At 70.3% G+C, this 16,690-nt stretch carries 12 protein-coding genes and 1 pseudogene; 9 read left to right on the top strand and 4 right to left on the bottom strand.

The window, feature by feature from the left end:
* Positions 1-354 precede the first annotated feature (354 nt).
* From TU30_RS21825 to TU30_RS21810, 4 genes and pseudogenes are all read right to left on the bottom strand, one after another.
* Complete coding sequence (locus tag TU30_RS21825) at positions 355-1,689, bottom strand: MFS transporter (protein ID WP_234307941.1); 1,335 nt, start codon at positions 1,687-1,689, stop codon at positions 355-357.
* Between the two features lie 179 nt (positions 1,690-1,868).
* Positions 1,869-2,063: pseudogene (locus tag TU30_RS21820) on the bottom strand (ferredoxin); the annotation flags it as partial.
* A gap of 66 nt (positions 2,064-2,129) precedes the next feature.
* Positions 2,130-3,446, bottom strand: a complete 1,317-nt coding sequence (locus TU30_RS21815) for a cytochrome P450 (RefSeq protein WP_360618848.1) — start codon at positions 3,444-3,446, stop codon at positions 2,130-2,132.
* 801 nt (positions 3,447-4,247) lie between these two features.
* Positions 4,248-5,411: a sulfatase gene (locus TU30_RS21810; protein ID WP_042172513.1), complete on the bottom strand. Its 1,164-nt coding sequence runs from the start codon at positions 5,409-5,411 to the stop codon at positions 4,248-4,250.
* Between the two features lie 138 nt (positions 5,412-5,549).
* On the opposite strand from TU30_RS21810, the gene TU30_RS21805 reads away from it, so the two are divergent.
* From TU30_RS21805 to TU30_RS21765, 9 genes are all read left to right on the top strand, one after another.
* A complete protein-coding gene (locus TU30_RS21805) occupies positions 5,550-6,572 on the top strand; it encodes a ParB N-terminal domain-containing protein (RefSeq protein WP_042172511.1) in 1,023 nt (340 codons plus the stop codon).
* Positions 6,573-6,608: 36 nt separating this feature from the next.
* Complete coding sequence (locus tag TU30_RS21800) at positions 6,609-8,285, top strand: B12-binding domain-containing radical SAM protein (RefSeq protein WP_042172509.1); 1,677 nt, start codon at positions 6,609-6,611, stop codon at positions 8,283-8,285.
* Complete coding sequence (locus tag TU30_RS21795) at positions 8,282-9,358, top strand: sulfotransferase (RefSeq protein WP_042172507.1); 1,077 nt, start codon at positions 8,282-8,284, stop codon at positions 9,356-9,358. Before TU30_RS21800 ends, TU30_RS21795 begins: the two co-directional genes overlap by 4 nt.
* 89 nt (positions 9,359-9,447) lie before the next feature.
* Positions 9,448-10,212, top strand: a complete 765-nt coding sequence (locus TU30_RS21790) for a class I SAM-dependent methyltransferase (RefSeq protein WP_234307940.1) — start codon at positions 9,448-9,450, stop codon at positions 10,210-10,212.
* 295 nt (positions 10,213-10,507) lie between these two features.
* Positions 10,508-10,975 (top strand): rubrerythrin family protein, encoded by a 468-nt coding sequence (locus TU30_RS21785; RefSeq protein ID WP_042172505.1) that lies wholly within the window; start codon positions 10,508-10,510, stop codon positions 10,973-10,975.
* On the top strand, positions 10,968-12,950 hold the full coding sequence (locus TU30_RS21780; protein WP_042172502.1) for a methyltransferase domain-containing protein: 1,983 nt from the start codon (positions 10,968-10,970) through the stop codon (positions 12,948-12,950). Before TU30_RS21785 ends, TU30_RS21780 begins: the two co-directional genes overlap by 8 nt.
* A gap of 7 nt (positions 12,951-12,957) precedes the next feature.
* Positions 12,958-14,286 (top strand): sulfotransferase, encoded by a 1,329-nt coding sequence (locus tag TU30_RS21775; RefSeq protein WP_042172501.1) that lies wholly within the window; start codon positions 12,958-12,960, stop codon positions 14,284-14,286.
* Positions 14,287-14,853: 567 nt separating this feature from the next.
* Positions 14,854-15,885 (top strand): permease, encoded by a 1,032-nt coding sequence (locus TU30_RS21770; RefSeq protein ID WP_234307939.1) that lies wholly within the window; start codon positions 14,854-14,856, stop codon positions 15,883-15,885.
* On the top strand, positions 15,882-16,604 hold the full coding sequence (locus tag TU30_RS21765) for a TIGR03943 family protein (protein ID WP_042172499.1): 723 nt from the start codon (positions 15,882-15,884) through the stop codon (positions 16,602-16,604). Before TU30_RS21770 ends, TU30_RS21765 begins: the two co-directional genes overlap by 4 nt.
* Positions 16,605-16,690 lie beyond the last annotated feature (86 nt).

Here is a 16,690-nt window from a genome sequence, read left to right as displayed (position 1 = left end):
GGTGCTCAGGAGCCCGTGCTGTTCCACGAGTCGTCTTCTTCCTGGGGAGCCCCGTCGCCGACGGCGAATGCGCTGCGCGTACGAAGAACGGTACCTCGTGCGGCTGCGGGAAAACAGGATGTGCGCGTCACGGATATTCCCTCCACGTATGTCATTCAAGCGTTTTTGTGCGGGAGCGACGTGCCCTGTGGGAAGTGACTTTTTTCTACCATGGGGGCCGCGACCCCTACCGCTTGTCCGGTCTTTTCCGGCCCCCTCGGCCGGGAGGCCGCGGAACCGGGGAACCGAGCCGGCCACCCCGCGGGTTCCCGGCCGACGGCGGAGCCTTCTCGTGGCGTCCGCCGGAAGCCGCGGTTACTCCGCCGACCGGGCCGAGACCTCACCGGGCCGTGGGATCCGGCCGAAGGCCACCGCGAGGGCGGCCGCCGCCAGGCACCCCCACAGCAGCCGGATGCCCGGCACGGCCGTGTGTGCCGAGCCCGCGAGGGCGACGGCCACGAGCGGCCCGAAACTGGCTATCGTCGCGCCGAGTTGGTAGGTCACCGCGAGCGCGGAGTAGCGGTGTTCGGGCGGGAACATGTCGATCAGGAGCGCCGAGATGGCCCCGTAGATCGCGGCGTGTCCGATGCCCATGGCCAGGACGAAGGTCAGGACGATCAGCGTCTGGTTGCCCGAGGTCAGCCAGTGCGGCGCCACAAGACCCACCAGCCCGCACACCGCGTATCCGAAGAGGAGGAGGGGACGGCGTCCCAGACGGTCGGACAGCAGACCGGCGACCGGGAGCAGCACCGCCTCCGTGAGCGCGCCGATCAGCAGTCCGTTGAGCACGTCGGTGCCGTGCCCCTGACGCGGGCCCGAGGAGGCGTAGGACAGCAGGTAGACCGAGTAGATGCTGACGGTCATGGCCAGTCCGAGGGAGGCGAACGCGCCACGCAGCACGGGCGTCCAGCCCTGCCGCAGCACACCGGCCAGCGGCACCCTGCGCTGCTCCCCGGCCTGCTGGACGCGCACGAACTCCGGCGACTCCGCCACCTTGAGCCGGACGAACACGCCCACCACCACCAGGAGGACGGAGGCGAGGAACGGCAACCGCCAGCCCCAGGCCATCATCTGGTCCTCCGGCAGTTGGGAGACCAGCTGGAACACCACGGTGCTGCCGAACAGTCCGAGGGGGAAACCGCTCGCGGGGAAACTGGTGAACAGACCGCGGCGGTGGAGGGGCGCGTGCTCGCCGCTCATGAGCACGCCGCCGCCCCACTCGCCGCCGAGGCCGATGCCCTGCACCACCCGCAGCAGCACCAGGAGGACGGGGGCCAGGATGCCGGCCTGTTCGTACGTCGGCAGGACGCCCACGAGGAACGTGGCCGTCCCCATGATGAGCAGGGTCAGGACCAGCATGGACTTGCGGCCGATCCGGTCCCCGAAATGCCCGAAGACGATGCCGCCCAGCGGGCGGGCGACGAATCCGGCGGCATAGGTGGCGAACGAGGCCAGTACACCCGCCGTGGGTGATTGGTTGGGGAAGAACAACGGCCCGAGCACCAGGGCCGCAGCCGTCGAATAGAGATAGAAGTCGTACCACTCGATGGCACTGCCGATGGTGCTGGCCAGGAGAACCCGGCGGGAGACGGTTCGGTCCGTGCCCGCGGGGCTCTTCGCCGGGACTTCGATGCTTTCAGCAGCCTTCAACGCCGGCCTCCGAAGGTCTGCGTGGTTCCGTCACCATGGATCTGTTTCCCTCTTGTCCGTTGCTCGGGAAGCACACGGCGCGAAAGAGACGGCGAGGGGCGCGTGTGCGTGGCTCAGGGCCGGTCCGGCGGGCGCACGGGTGGGGCCGTGGACTCCCGTGGGTCGTCCGGGCGCCGGTCGTCCTCGATCAGCCGGATCACCGCGGTCGGGCAGAGGTGCGCGGCCGTCCGTACCGCGGCGTGCTGCGACGGCGGCGGCACGGCGTCGAGCAGCAGCACCAGACCGTCATCGTCCCGCTGGTCGAACACCTCCGGAGCGGCCTCGACGCACTGCCCGCCGCCACAGCACCTCTCCTCGTCGATCTCGATCCTCACCGTGTTCCTCCCGGTCGTGGTCGGTCGCGCGTGGCGTGGTCCGACGCCAGCGGGCGGCTCACCCCGTCACCATGTGACGGGCAGGGCGTTCACCGAGTAGACAACGTTTTCCTCACGGAAGGAGACCTCCTCCAGAGGAACGGCCAGGCGCAGTCCGGGGAAACGCTGGAAGAGCGCCGGCAGCGCGATCTGCAGTTCGACGCGGGCCAGATACTGGGCGATGCACTTGTGCAGGCCGTGTCCGAAGGCCAGGTGGTTGCGGGATTCCCGGCCGATGTCCAGCTCGTCCGGTGCGTCGAAGGCGCCGGGGTCCCGGTTGGCCACGTGGATCGGGAGGATCAGGCCGTCCCCCTCCCGGACGGTGACGTCCCCGATCTCCACGTCGGCCGTGGCCACCCTGCGCAGTCCGACGTGCACGATCGACAGGTAGCGCAGCAGCTCCTCGATCGCCGCGGGGACGACCTCGGGTTCCGTCACGAACCGGTGCAGCTGGTCGGGGTGACGCAGCAGGGTGATCACGCTCAGGCCGATCATGCTGGCACTGCTCTCGTGCCCGTTGATGACCAGCAGGGCCGCCATGCCGGCGATCTCCTCCTTGGTCAGCTCTCCTGTGCGCAGGCGGTTGACGACCAGATCGCTGAGCATGTCGTCACCGGGGTTGCGCTCCTTCTCCTCGACGAACTGCATCAGGTATTCGGCGATGTCGGTGCGCGCGGAGTACGCCTGGCCCTCGCTCAGGCGCATGTCGCCGATGGTGGCGGAGTTGGCCTGGAAGAGGTCGCGGTCGGCGTGCGGTATGCCGAGGACCTCGCAGATCAGGTGGGAGGGGAGCGGACGGGCGAAGTGGGCGTGCAGATCGGCCGGACGGGGCCGGCGCTCCAGTCCGTCGAGCAGCTCGTGCGTCAGCTCGACGATGCGCGGGCGCATGCGCTCGATGTTCTTGACCATGAAGGTCCTGGTCAGCGTCCGGCGCACCGCGCCGTACTGCGGGGGATCCATCTGGGTGAAGTTGCCGAGGCTCTGCTTCGGCTCCTCGGGGCGGGGCGAGGGAAATCCCTTTTTCGTGATGTCGGAACTCATACGGGTGTCACCGAGCACCGCGCGCATTTCTTCGTAGCGGGTCACCAGCCACGCCGTCTCTCCATTGGCCAGAGCGACGGAGCGAATCGGGCCTTCGGCCCGCCAATCGGCGTATATGGAGGGCGGATCGAGCGGGGAATGGTCTCGATGAAAAGGAAGTGATGGGGCCGTCGAGTTGCTGCCGGTCACGAGGAAAACACCTCCACGCTGGTCTGCTGACGGGAGTCCGAAGGGTCGGGAACAGTGCTTCGCCCACCACCATCGTCCCAGTTCACGAATCCTGGCAAGCCTTTTCGGCCACATCGCCCGAGGGCCCGTTGAAGGTATGGGAAACATTTTACGTAAGTCCGCCGCATGGAAATCCGGGCGTTCGGACGAGGAGATTCCTCACTTGAACCCCGATCTTCCGTGACGGGCCGCCGGCGGAGTCGGGGCCCCGGTTCGCTGTCGGTGGCCGAGGGCGGGCAGGCCCGGGTCCCGTCCCCCGCTCCGCCGTCCGGCTCGGCCGCGGGAGCCCAGGCCGACGCGGGGATCTTCGGGACACGCTGGTGAACGGCCTCGGTGATCATCCTGCCGACCGAGGCCGACCGAGGCCGACCGAGGCCGACCGAGGCCGACCGAGGCCGACCGGGCAGGGCAGCCGGCGTCCGCGCCGGGCGGGCCGGACCGTGAACTCGTGGGTGCCGCCTCGTGGGTGCCGTCCGCGGAATCACGCCGGATGAGGGTCTGCCGACCCCCGGTGTCGTCCGGACGGTGGTCGACGAAGCCCGTCAGGGAGGGCGGTGACCGTGGGTCTTCCGTAGGGCCGGGGCGGCATCCTGCTTGTCCGGGTGGGCGAGGGCCGGCACTCCGTCCGGATCCACGGTCACCCGCCCCCCCCGGAGTCCGGAGCCCGGTCGCAGGCCGGCATCCGGACCCGCCTGCGGACTTCGGGACGTGCGACGCGGATGGCGGCCAGTGCCTTCTCACCCGCAGTGTGGCGATGCCGGCGAGGTGGCCCCCGCCGGACGCGACCGCCGGCGCGAGGTCCGGGAGGACCTTGCCCGGGGCGTGGACGGCCTGCTCCACGCCCCGGGCAAGGTCGAACGCGGTTGCCCGTCGCGGTCAGGGCTTCGGGACCACCGCGGAGGACACGGTCTGCCCGCGCTGTTCGTTCGGGTCGGACCGCAGGTCGTACAGCTCGACCGGGTCCGCGCCGATCGCCCAGATCACCTTCTTGCGGCTGCCGGAGGAGTCGTCCTGGAGCCGGACCGCGGCCAGCGGAGCCAGGTCGGGGTACTGCCCGTCCGCCCGGCGTTCCTCCGGATAGTAGGTCTCGCAGTACGCGGGCCGGGAGGCGCCGTCCGTCCCGCGGCGGAAGAACTCGGTGAGCGACAGACCGTCGACGTCGCCCGCGTCCATGCCCAGCAGGTCCAGCACGGTCGGCGCGATGTCCACCAGCCGTACCTGGGCGTCGACCTCGACGCCGGCCGGCAGCCCCGGTCCGCCGACGACGAGCGGCACGTGCTGGGTGGCGTCGAACAGCAGACAGCCGTGGCCCTCCTCGTACGGGTGGCCCAGGGCACCCGCGTGGTCGTTCGGGTACCACCCCGCCAGGTCCTCGCCGTGGTCGGAGAAGCACACGATCAGGGTGTCCGCCGGAGCGTGCCCCATCTCCTCCATGCCCCGCAGCAGGACCTGGAGGTAGTGGTCGCTGTAGGCCACCTCGCCCTCGTAGGGGTTGGCCGCCTCGGGACAGAAGTCCTCGGGGGGCTCGTACGGCCAGTGGGCGTCGAAGAAGTGGGCGAAGAGGAAGAACGGCCCGTCCTGATGCCGCAGCCACTCCAGGGCGCGCTCCACCACCAGCGGCGCGCGTTTCAGGGCCAGCCCGCGCTTCTTGACGTCCGGGGTCGTCAGCGGGTCGCTCCCGTCGGGCAGGCGCGGGATCTCGTCGTCGTAGTGGTCGAACCCGCGGTCCATTCCGTACCACTTGTTCAGCCCCGGACAGGAGACCACCGCCCCCGTGGCGTAGCCGGCGGACTTCAGCCGCTCGGCCAGCGTGGTCGCCTCCGGGGCGAGCTGCTCGCGCAGGAGGTGGCGGATGCCGTGCCGGGCGGGCTGCAGCCCGGTGAATACGCTCGCATGGCTGGCCGGGGTGAACGGCGCCGACGAGACCGCCTGACGGAAAGTGACTCCGCGGCGCCTGAGCGACTCCACGCCCGGCATCTTGCCCGAGTAGGCGACATCGGCCCGGACGGTATCCAGGGAGACGAACAGGACATTCCGCATTTACTACCCTTCCGCTCGCTACTGATCGGCCATTGATCAGATATTGATGGGCGCCTCGTACCCTGCCTGATGAAGGGGATGTTCCGCTATGCCCCCGCCAACTGAATAGTCCACAAGTGCTGCGCGAGTGGAGGTCCGTTGTCGTCCGAGGCAGAAATTCAACTCGATGTACTGGACGAACCGACGCACATGGTTCCGGTCGATTCGTTATCCATTGAGGATTGCCCTCGCCTCGAAGGGGAAGACCTCCAACATACCCAGCTTCTCCTCGCGTCCGAAACCGTGTTGCCTCCCATCCTCGTCCACCGGCCCACCCTGCGGGTGATCGACGGAATGCACCGGCTGCGGGTCGCCCTGCTGCGAGGGCAGTCGGAGATCGCCGTCCGGTTCTTCGACGGATCGGAAGCCGACGCCTTCGTCCTCGCCGTGCGGAGCAACGCGGTACACGGACTGCCGCTGACCCTGTCGGACCGGACTGCGGCGGCCACCCGCATCGTCATCTCCCATCCGCACTGGTCGGACCGGGCCGTCGCACGGGTCAGCGGCCTGTCGCCGAAGACCGTCGCCGCCATCCGCCGGCGTTCGACCGCGGACACTCCCCCCTTGAACACCCGCGTCGGCCAGGACGGCCGGGTGCGCCCGATCAGCGCCGCGGCCGGGCGGGAGCGGGCCGGCCGGCTGATCGCCGCCAACCCCGGTATTCCGCTGCGGGCCGTCGCCAAGGAAGCCGGCATCTCCGTCGGCACCGCTCACGACGTGCGCGAACGGCTGGCCTCGGGACGCGACCCGGTGCCCGACCGGGAGCGGCGGGGTGCCGGAGCCCGGGCACGCGGCCGCACCGAAACGAACGTGCAGCAGTTGCCTGCCCGCCCCGTCTCTCCCGGTGTGCTGCGCGATCGGGCCCGCAACCCGGCCGTTCTCGTGCACCGGTTGCTCAAGGACCCGTCCCTGCGTTCGACGGAGACCGGTCGTACCTTGCTGAGGCTGCTCGACGCGCAGGCTCACGTCGTGCAAACCTGGGACAGGCTCGTCGATGGCGTCCCTCAGCACTGTTCCGAGATCATCGCTGATCTCGCGAACGAGTATGCCAAGTTCTGGCATGAGTTCGCGGCGCAATCGCACACCGTCGCACACGGCGGTGACCGGCAGATCAGCGGTTGAACACGCAAGGAAAGCCTGCCGAAGAAGGAGTGTCCTGTGGCGCCCAAATCCCTTGCTCTTGAACTGTACGCGAATGCCGATGAACTGGTTGACCACCACTTCATGAACCAGATGCGGGAACAGGACGCGGAGCCGGTCCCGACCGATCCGTCGAAGCCGCGCTTCACGCTCGTCGTAGGCCCGTCACCCTTCACCATGCCGCGCGGCTGGGAATTCTTCCTCACCTCGCCCTACGAGGGCGCCAGCTACATCTCCACGGTGCTGTTCAACGCCGGCTACCCGGTGAAGATCATCGACGTCCGGTACGACCTCGACCCGCTCAAGACGGCGTACGACCAGATCATCGGCGACACCGATGTACTGGGGGTGTGCACCTTCGAGGACAACTTCCCCTTCTGCCGCGAACTGATGGCGAAGGTGCGGGAGTCGGCGCCGGACATGCCCATCATCGTCGGCGGCTCGCTCGCCACCTCCGTGCCGCACGTGTTCATGAAGAACACCGACGCGGACGTCGTCGTCATCAGCGAGGGCGAACTCACCATCCTGGAACTGATGGAGAGCTACACCGCCGGCAAGTGGTCCCGCGATCTGCCCAACATCCGCGGCATCTGCTACCGCACCCCGGAGGGCGAGCCGAAGCGCACCCGGCCGCGGGGCCAGATGATGGACCTCGACGCGCTGCCGAGGATGCGGCTCGACCTGTGGCCCCAGTACCACAGCCCGATGGGCATGCAGCCGCAGATCATCTCCTCCTACAGCCGCGGCTGCAAGATGGACTGCTCCTTCTGCTACCGCACGACTCCCCAGGTCAGGGCGAAGTCACCGGAGAAGATGGACCGGGACATGGACTGGCTCAAGAGCCAGTACGGGATCGACTTCTGCTTCTTCGTCGACCTGACGTTCAGCTCGCACCGCAAACAGACCCTCGAGATCTGCGACGTCATCAAGGACCACGACATCCGCTGGACCTGCCTGACCCGCTGCGCCGACATGGACGTCCCCAGGATCAATGCCATGCGCGACTCCGGCTGCGACATCATCCTCTACGGTGTGGAGTCGCTCGGCACCGACGTGCTGCGCGAGGCGCGCAAGGGCAGCAGCGAGAACCTGACCGTGCGGGCGATGCGCACCACGTTCGACGCCGGGGTGCGGTTCGGCTCCCTGCTCATCGTGGGCCTGCCCAACGAGAGCGAGGAATCGCTCAACCACATGGTCGAGTTCGCCGAGACCTACAACCACGTGACACGTGTGAAGTACCTCTCGGCCATGCCCGGCACCACCGTCTACAAGCAGGCGATCGGCTCGGGCCTGATCCGCTCCGAGATCGACCACCTCAACTGGCTCTCCGTCGAACAGGCCCTGCACGAGGACGAGTTCCTCAACGTCAGCGGTCTGCCGGAGCAGGTCTGCCGGGACGCGTACAAGCGCATCTACGACGCCTACCAGCCCGGCCCGGTCATGGAGTTCCGCCACTTCCCCGAGGGCTTCCAGTACTTCCACCCGCAGCCCGACGACGGTCAGGCGCGCTCCACCGACTACGCCGGCACGAAGTGGCGGAGCGAGTTCAGCTCCGCGGCCGGCCCGCTGGCCCCCGGATCAGACCGGTTCACCCTCGACAAGTGCGCCGACCCGGAGGTCGCGGCGGCGGGCAGCAGCCTGATGGAGTGCGGTGCCAAGCGGATGGAGAAGCTGACCACCGTCGGTGAGGCATGACGGCACCCGGAGCCGAGAGCCCCGTCCTGATCATCGGCACCGAGCGGTCCGGATCGAACCTGCTGCGGCTCATCCTGGAGTCGCACTCACGGATCACCGTTCCGCACCCGCCGCACTTCATGAGGTACCTCGCTCCACTCGCCGGTTCCTACGGGGACCTGGCAGGGGCACACAACCGTGCGCGGGCCGTGGGTGACGCCCTCGGCCTGCTGCACCGGCACATCCACCCGTGGCCGCACCCGGTCCGTGCCGGCCGGATCGTCGCCGAGCCGGCCGGGCCAGGGCTGTTCGGGATCGTCGCGGCGATCTACGAGCAGCACAGGGCCGCCACGGGCAAGGCGCGCTGGGGATGCAAGAGCACGTTCATGGTCGCCCATGTCGCGGACGTGCTGGAGGTCTTCCCCGACGCCCGGTTCGTCTGGCTGGTCCGGGACCCGTGCGACGTCGCCTCCTCGGCGAAGCACGCGGTCTTCGGGCCAAGCCACCCGTACCGGATGGCCCAACTGTGGCGCGCGCAGCAGGAGACGGCGCGCGCCGCGCTCGACGCCCACGGTCCGGGCGTGGTGCACCTGCTGCGCTACGAGGACCTGGTCTCGCGTCCGCAGGAGGAGATCGGCAGGCTCTGCGACTTCCTCGGGGAGAAACCGGAGCCGGACATGCTGCGGCACCACACGTCCGCCGCCGCACGGCAGACGGCCGCTCTCGCCGACGCGTGGCGCAGAGCGGGCCAACCGGTCACCACCGACCGGATCGGAGCCGGCCGGCGCGGTCTGAGCACCCGCGAACGCCTGTGGGTGGACAAGGCGACCGGACCGGTGAAACAGTCGCTCGGCTATCCCGTCGACGCGCGGGCCGCTGCCGTCCCCGATCCGGGTCGGACGGAGCTCGCGCTGCGTTCGGCGTGGCTGCGCGCCGGCATCGAGTACCGCTCGATGCGCGAGGACGGCAACCACCGCGCCCGGCTCCGCCGGGACGCCTACGTCCGGTGGCTGCGGGTGAAGGCCCGGATGCGCGGCGGGCTCCGGGCACCCGTGCACCGCACCGCCCCCGCCGCGCGGCGCGAACCGCTCTGAGACCGGCCCGCGCCTGCCCCTCCCCGGTTCTGCCCCCGCCTCGACCGTGCACGGGGAGAGCCACCACGAGTCGACCGCTTGGAGTCGCGTTGACGATCAGCCGGCACGATGTCACCCACCACTTCGCCCTGCGGGCCGCCACCTACGACCGGTCGAGTTCCTGGTGCACCGACAGTGAACTAGGCGACGTCCTGCTGGACATGACCGCGCCCCGGCCGGAGGACCGGGTGCTCGACGTGGCCTGCGGCACCGGACTGGTGTCCCGCCTCTTCACCGGGCGGGTCGCCGAGGTGGTCGGGGTCGACGTCACCGAGGAGATGGCCGACCAGGCAAAACCGCACCTCAGCCGGCTGGTCGTGGCACCGGCCGAGAACCTGCCCTTCGAGGACGACGAGTTCGACCTGGTCGTGTGCCGCCAGGGCGTGCAGTTCATGGACCTGCCCGCGGCGGTGGAGGAGATGGTCCGGGTGGTGCGGCCCGGCGGCCGCGTCGTGATCATCAACCTGTGCGCGTACGACGAGCGGGACCGCGACGAGTACTTCGAGATCCTGCGGCTGCGCAACCCCGTGCGCAGGCACTTCTTCCTCCCCGCCGACCTGGGCGATCTGCTCCGCAAAGCGGGCTGCGACCGGCAGGAGACCCGTTCGTACGTGTCCGTGGAGGACGTCGACGTCTGGTCGGACAACGGCGCCATCGAGGAGGAGCGCCGGGAGGCGATCCGCGCGGTCTACCGAGGGGCCTCGGCCGGGTTCCGTGCCCTGCACGCCGTCCGCGAGGCCGACGGCCGGTTCGTCGACCACATGCTGTTCATCCTGGCGGCCGGGACCAAACCGCCCGCCCCGGCGGCGTCCTAGGGCGTCGTGCGCACGTCCCGCCTGCCGCTGCCCTTCCACACGGTGCGGCCCGGTCCTCGCACTCCCGCGCGTGACGGGGGCGGGGCCGGCGATCCGACCGGTATGTTCCGCGGCCGTCCCCCGGCTGCGGCCCCGCGGCGCCGTACCCGTCGCTCCCGGCATCCGGGAGAACGGGAACGCCGCCGTGCGGGGACCACACCGGGGGCCTCACAGGAAAACGCACGGACCACATGAACCACATGAACCACACGGACCACATCCGGCCCCCGGGCCGCCCGACAAGGTACGGAGATCCATGGCGCATCTGAGTGACGGTCTCGCCGCCGACCTCCGGTCGGCCATCGCGGCGGAGGCGACGGCCGCCCTGCGATACACCTACTTCGCCCAGATCGCCGAGGTCGAGGGCCACACCGAGATCGGCCAGCTCTTCACGGAGCTGGCCGAGAGCACCCGCTGCGTCGTCCACGGCCATCTGGACGTGCTCCGCGACGCCACCGCCCCCGGCCAACGGAGCGACATCGGGGACACGCCGCTGAACGTGGCCTCCGCGGTGGTCGGCGCGCTCCAGGACGCCGGCGAGCTGTATCCGAGGCTGGCCACCTCCGCCCACGCGGAGGGCCACGCCGACGTGGCCAGCTGGCTCACCACCCTGACCGCGCTGAAGAAGCGGCACACCGCCCGGTTCGACATGGCGCTGACGAATCTGACGGGTACCTCGGGCACGGCCCCCCTTCCGACGCCCCACGGAGCGACCGATGACTGACGACCTTCTCGCCGCCGCCCCGCCGGCGGCGGACCTGCAGTACGACGCCTCCGCCATCGTGGTGTTCTCCGGCCTGCAGGCCGTACGCCGCAACCCCTCCATGTACATCGGCTCCACCGACGCGGACGGTCTGCACCACCTGGTGTACGAACTGCTCGACAACGCCGTGGACGAGTACGAGGCCGGCCACTGCCGTGCGCTGTCGGTGACGCTGCGCGCGGACGGCTCCTGCGCCGTCGAGGACGACGGCCGGGGCATCCCGGTCGACCCCCACCCGGACACCGGCCGGCCCGCCTGCGAGGTGGTGCTCACCACGCTGCACGCCGGCGGAAAGTTCGGCGGCAGCTCCTACGTCCACTCCGCCGGTCTGCACGGCGTCGGTCTGTCCTGCGTCAATGCCCTGGCCCGCTCGCTGCGCGTGGACATCCGCCGCGACGGGGTCCACCACACCCAGGAGTACGTCCGGGGCGAGGCGCGCACCGAACTGACCGACGTCGGCACCACGGAGCGCCGGGGCACCACCATCACCTTCCGCCCCGATCCGGAGATCTTCGACACCTGTGACTTCTCCGCGCGGATCATCGGCGAGCGGCTCCAGGAGATCGCGTTCCTGCACAGCGGGCTCACCGCCCGGCTGGTGGACGAGCGCAGCGGCACGGTGGCCGAGTACAGCTTCGACGGCGGGGTACGGGCCTTCCTCGCCCACCTCAACACCGACGCCCTCGCCGTCCACCCCGAGCCGGTGGTGGTGTCCCACACCGGCGAGACGGTCTCGTTCGACCTCGCCTTCCAGTGGACCGAGGGCTACACCGAGGAACTGCGCAGCTTCGTCAACGGGGTCCGCACCGACCAGGGCGGCGCCCACGTGGACGGCATCCGGGCCGCCCTCGCCGCGGTGATCAACCGGTACGCCACGGCCCACCACCTGCTGGACACCCGCACCGGCGAGCGGATCACCACGGTCGACATCCTCGAAGGGCTCACCGCGGTGGTCTCCCTGCGGATGGTCAGCCCCAAGTTCGACGGACAGACCAAGAAACGGCTGCAGAACCCCGAGGTCAGCAAACTCGTCCAGGACGTCGTGGATGCCGGATTCACCCGGATCATGGAGGCGGACGAGGGCTTCGGCCACCGCGTGGTGGCCCGCGCCCTGGACGCCACACGGGCCCGGCTCGCCGCCCGCCTCGCCAGCCGCACCGCCCGCCACCAGCGGCGCGAGCTGGACATCGACTACGGCGTCTACCAGCGGCAGTTCGGCATCCGGTCGAAGAACTGGCACGACTCGTGCACCTGGCTGACCGACGAGGAACTGCTCGCCAAGCACGCCGAGATGTGCGACGTGCCGGCGGACGCCCGCATGCTCGACGTCTGCTGCGGCAGCGGCGTCGTCGGTGCCTCGTTCAAGGGCAGGGTCGGGGAGATGATCGGCCTGGACCTCACCCCGGAGATGGTCGCGCTGGCCTCGACCCGGCTGGACCGCGTGGACCAGGGCACCGTCTACGACCTGCCCTATCCCGAGGCGTCCTTCGATCTCGTGGTCACCCGCGAGGTGCTGCACCTGCTGCCCCAGCCCGAGCGCCCGGTGTCGGAGATCTTCCGCGTGCTGCGGCCCGGCGGGCAGTTCATCGTCGGCCAGATCGTCCCGTTCGCCGACGAGGACGCCTTCTGGATGTACCGCGTGTTCAAGAAGAAGCAGCCCCTGCTGTACCAGATGTTCCGCGAGGCGGAGTTCCGTTCCCTGCTGGTCGACGCGGGCTTCGTCGACGTGCGGATGACGGAGTACCTGCTGTGGGAGTCCATCGACCAGTGGATCGACACCCACGAGACGACGCCCGCGCACCGCCAGGAGATCCGGAGGCTGTTCTACGAGGCGCCGCGCGAGGTCCGCGAGGTGCATCCGTTCGAGATCCAGCCCGACGGCTCCATCCGCGACCAGTGGCGTTGGTGTGTCTACTCGCTCAGGAAGCCGTGGTGAAACCCGTATGACCCTGCCCGCGCACGCCACCGATGTGTCCGACACGCTCCACAGACTGCACGAGCGGCTTGCGGAGCTGCGCGCCCTGCGCCACAGCGACGTGCGGCGGTTCTCCACGCAGGTCCGCTCCGTCCTGGTGGTCGCCTCCAGCTCGCGCGGAGGGTCCAGCATGGTCACCGAGACCCTGCGTGCCTCACGGGCACTCGTCCACCTCCAGGCGGAGATCAATCCGTTCCTGCGGCTGGCCGGGCTGGGTTTCCCCGACAGCGGCAGCGGCTCGGACCTGCTCGACGCGTCCCACGCGGCGGCGCTCACGCCCGCCGCGCGGGAACTGCTGGACGAGGAGCTGGCGCGGGACATCGGCACGGTGGCCGACCTGCCCGACCCGGAGCAGTTCTCCCTCGACGTGGCGTGGCGGTTCGCCGTGCAGTGGCCGGAGCTGTCGTTCAACCCGCTCACCGTGGCCGAACGGGTGCGTCACATGCCGCCGGGCATCCCCCCGTGGGATCCCGCGGCGGTCACCATGACCGTGCTGCGCGACCTGCACCGGCAAGGCGTGCCGGTCTCTCCCTGGTACTACGACCTGCCACGGGACGTGCTGCGCCACGAGGCGTTCGGCACGCCCTCGCCCCGCGCGCCCGGCCGGCTCCTCGTCGAGGAACCCCCCTTCGTGCTGGCCCGGCCCTGGCGCCGGGCGGAGCCGGCCGACCTGCGCGACAAGACACTCGTGATCAAGACGCCCAGCAACGCCTACCGGCTGGATTTCCTGCGCGCGCTGTTCCCCCAAGCCCGGCTGCGCGTCCTGCACCTGACGCGCAACCCGGCCGCCGCGGTGAACGGCATGTACGACGGCTGGCTGCACAACGGTTTCCACGCCCAGCGGATGACCGTGCCCCTGGCCATCGCCGACTACGTCGAACGATGTCCGGACAACCGCTGGTGGTGGAAGTTCGACCTGCCGCCGGGGTGGCAGCAGTACACCGACGCGCCGCTGCCCCGGGTGTGCGCCTTCCAGTGGCGCAGCAGCCATCAGGCGATCCTGGACGATCTCGAGCGCACCCGCACCGACAGCCTCACCCTGCGGTTCGAGGACCTCATCGGCGGACCGGACGGACGCATCGCGTCGTTCGAGCGGCTGAGCGACTGGCTCGGCATCCCGCTGGAGGACGGGTTCCGGCACGCGGTCCACCACGGCATCGCACCCGTGGTCGCCACCGCGCGCCCCCGGGCCGGCCGCTGGCAGGAACGTGCGGACCTGATCAAGCAGACGCTGGACGCGCCCACCATCCAGGTCGCCGACCGGCTCGGATACGCCGACGCCGACGGCTGGATCTGAACGGTCCACGGCCGGGCTCGTTCGCGTGACGTGGTGGTGCGGGACATCCCGGGCGGTGCAGGCGCCAGGCGCTGATGCGTCCATGACCGGCGCGCCCGGAGTGTTCCGCCGCCGTGTCACCGCTTCCGCGTGACCGCGGTCGAAGGGGGACGAGGGCGAGCCGCCGATGCCTTTCGTGGGGCCCGGCGGACGCCACGGGCCGAACGCGCCGTCGGCCCGTCCGCCACCGCTGCCCCCGCCGCCGTCAGGAAGCGCAGCGTGCAGTCGGTTGCCCCTCCGCCCGGTCCGGGCCGTCCCGCGAGGGAGGGCAGGGCCGCCTTCTGCAGTGGGGCCGTTCGGCCGCCCGCGCCTCACCTCCCGGCCGTGCGCCGAGCCGGTGCGCCCAGCGTGAGTGAAAACGACATCTATACTCATCTGAGCGTTGATCCATGGGTCGGCAGGTGGCAGCCGGCGGCAAAGGCTCTCGGGCTTCCCCGGCGCACGTCACCGCCGGAGCCGCCGGTCCCCCCTGCCCCGACGCACCGGGCCGCACGGGACGGGACGACGCCGAGGGCGGGGAACGGAAGCGTGGAGAAGCAGGAATACGTGGAGAGCCGACGGGGCTCGGCTGCGGACGCGGTGCGTCTCGTCGTGCGCACCCTCGTGTACGTGGTGGTGGGCGGTGGCGCGCTCGTCGTGATCGCCACCATCGCCTCGGTTCTCGGGCCGACGCTCGCCATCGATCTCTACACCCCGCCGGTGGCCGCCTGGTGGACGGTGTTCACGGCGGTCGTCGTACAGGGGATCCCGTTCCTGCTGCTCGGCACCCTGGTCTCGGCGGCCATCGGGGCCTTCGTGTCCGAGCGGGTCTTCAGCAGGCTGCTGCCGCGCAGTCCGGTGCTCGCCGTCCCCGTCGCGGGCGCCGCCGGTGTCGTACTGCCCGGGTGCGAGTGCGCGTCCGTGCCGGTGGCCGGGAGCCTGATGCGGCGCGGGGTGGCTCCGGCGGCCGCGCTCGCCTTCCTCCTCTCGGCGCCCGCCATCAATCCGGTGGTGCTGGTCTCCACCTCCATCGCCTTCCCGGGCAACCCCGGCATCGTGCTGGCGCGGCTCGTCGCGTCGCTCGCCGCCGCCGTCGTCATGGGCTGGCTGTGGGTGCGGTTCGGGCGAAAGGAGTGGCTGCGACTGGCCACAACGCGTACGACGTCCGGGGCGTCCGGGTCCCGTTGGCAGGATTTCGGGGCCGGGCTGCAGCACGACTTCCTGCACGCGGGCGGCTTCCTGGTCGTCGGGGCGGCGGCCGCGGCGACGTTCAACATCGCCGTACCCCGGTCGGTGCTGGACGTCTTCACCGGGTCGGAGTGGCTGTCGGTGCTGCTGCTGGCCGTCCTGGCGGTGGTCCTGTGCGTGTGCAGCGAGGCCGACGCGTTCGTGGCCGCTTCGCTGAGCGGGTTCTCGCCGACGGCGCGGCTGGCGTTCATGGTGGTCGGACCGATGGTGGACCTGAAACTGATGGCGTTGCAGGCGGGCACCTTCGGGCGGGCCTTCGCGGTGCGGTTCTCGGCGGCCACATGGGTCGTCGCGGTGGTGAGCAGTGTGCTCGTGGGGTGGTGGCTGCTGTGAGTCGCTACGGTCCGGCGCTGGTTCTGGTTCTGTGCGGGGGCGCGGTGCTGAGGATCTCGCTGTTCAGCGAGCTGTACCTGCGGTACGTGCAGCAAGGACTGCGGCCGTACCTGATCGCGTCGGGTGTGCTGCTGCTGGTGCTGGGGATCGTCGGTGCGGTCGTCGTGGGCGGGGGAAGCCGCGACGAGGACCGGCACGAGCACGCAGACGGGCACGACCACAGCCGTGGTCCCCGCGTCGCCCGGCTGCTCGTCGTCCCCGCGCTGGCCCTGCTGCTCTTCCCACCGCCCGCCCTCGGCTCGTACAGCGCCGAGCGGGAGGCGGCCGGGTACGCCGCCCAGGGCATCGGTACGTTCCCCGCCCTGCCCGAGGGCGACCCGGTCGATCTCGCTCTCGGCGAGTTCACCTCCCGCGCCCTGTACGACAGTGGCCGGACGATGAAGAACCGCACGATCCGGATGACCGGGTTCGTCACCAAGGACGACGAGGGCGCCTGGTATCTGACCCGGCTCCGCGTCTCCTGCTGCGCCGCCGACGCACGGGCTGACAGGATCGAAATACGTGAGGCCGACGCCCCGGCCGTCGACAGCTGGGTGTCCGTCACCGGCACCTGGGTCCCCAAGGGCAGGCTCGGCACCGACGAGGCGTGGCCGCCCGTGCTCGCCGCCACCGACGTCAGGCACGTCGGGCAGCCCGAGAATCCTTACGAGAAGCGGTAGTTCCCGCGGAGCGGGCGTCGCCGCCCGGCGGGACGCCCGCTTTGCCGCCATGAGCGACGCTGCTGCTCAATTCGGGGGAGGGTCAC

This window comes from Streptomyces sp. NBRC 110035 (assembly GCF_000829695.1).
Classification (GTDB): domain Bacteria; phylum Actinomycetota; class Actinomycetes; order Streptomycetales; family Streptomycetaceae; genus Streptomyces.
Note: the sequence above shows the minus strand (reverse complement) of the source record. Positions and strands in the feature narration are given on the sequence as shown.

Bases quoted from the DNA above. Each gene is read 5' to 3' on its own strand.
- TU30_RS21815 (WP_360618848.1), bottom strand. From the start codon at position 3,446: ATGTGGCCGAAAAGGCTTGCCAGGATTCGTGAACTGGGACGATGGTGG.
- TU30_RS21785 (WP_042172505.1), top strand. From the start codon at position 10,508: ATGGCGCATCTGAGTGACGGTCTCGCCGCCGACCTCCGGTCGGCCATC.
- TU30_RS21810 (WP_042172513.1), bottom strand. From the start codon at position 5,411: ATGCGGAATGTCCTGTTCGTCTCCCTGGATACCGTCCGGGCCGATGTC.
- TU30_RS21775 (WP_042172501.1), top strand. From the start codon at position 12,958: ATGACCCTGCCCGCGCACGCCACCGATGTGTCCGACACGCTCCACAGA.
- TU30_RS21795 (WP_042172507.1), top strand. From the start codon at position 8,282: ATGACGGCACCCGGAGCCGAGAGCCCCGTCCTGATCATCGGCACCGAG.
- TU30_RS21780 (WP_042172502.1), top strand. From the start codon at position 10,968: ATGACTGACGACCTTCTCGCCGCCGCCCCGCCGGCGGCGGACCTGCAG.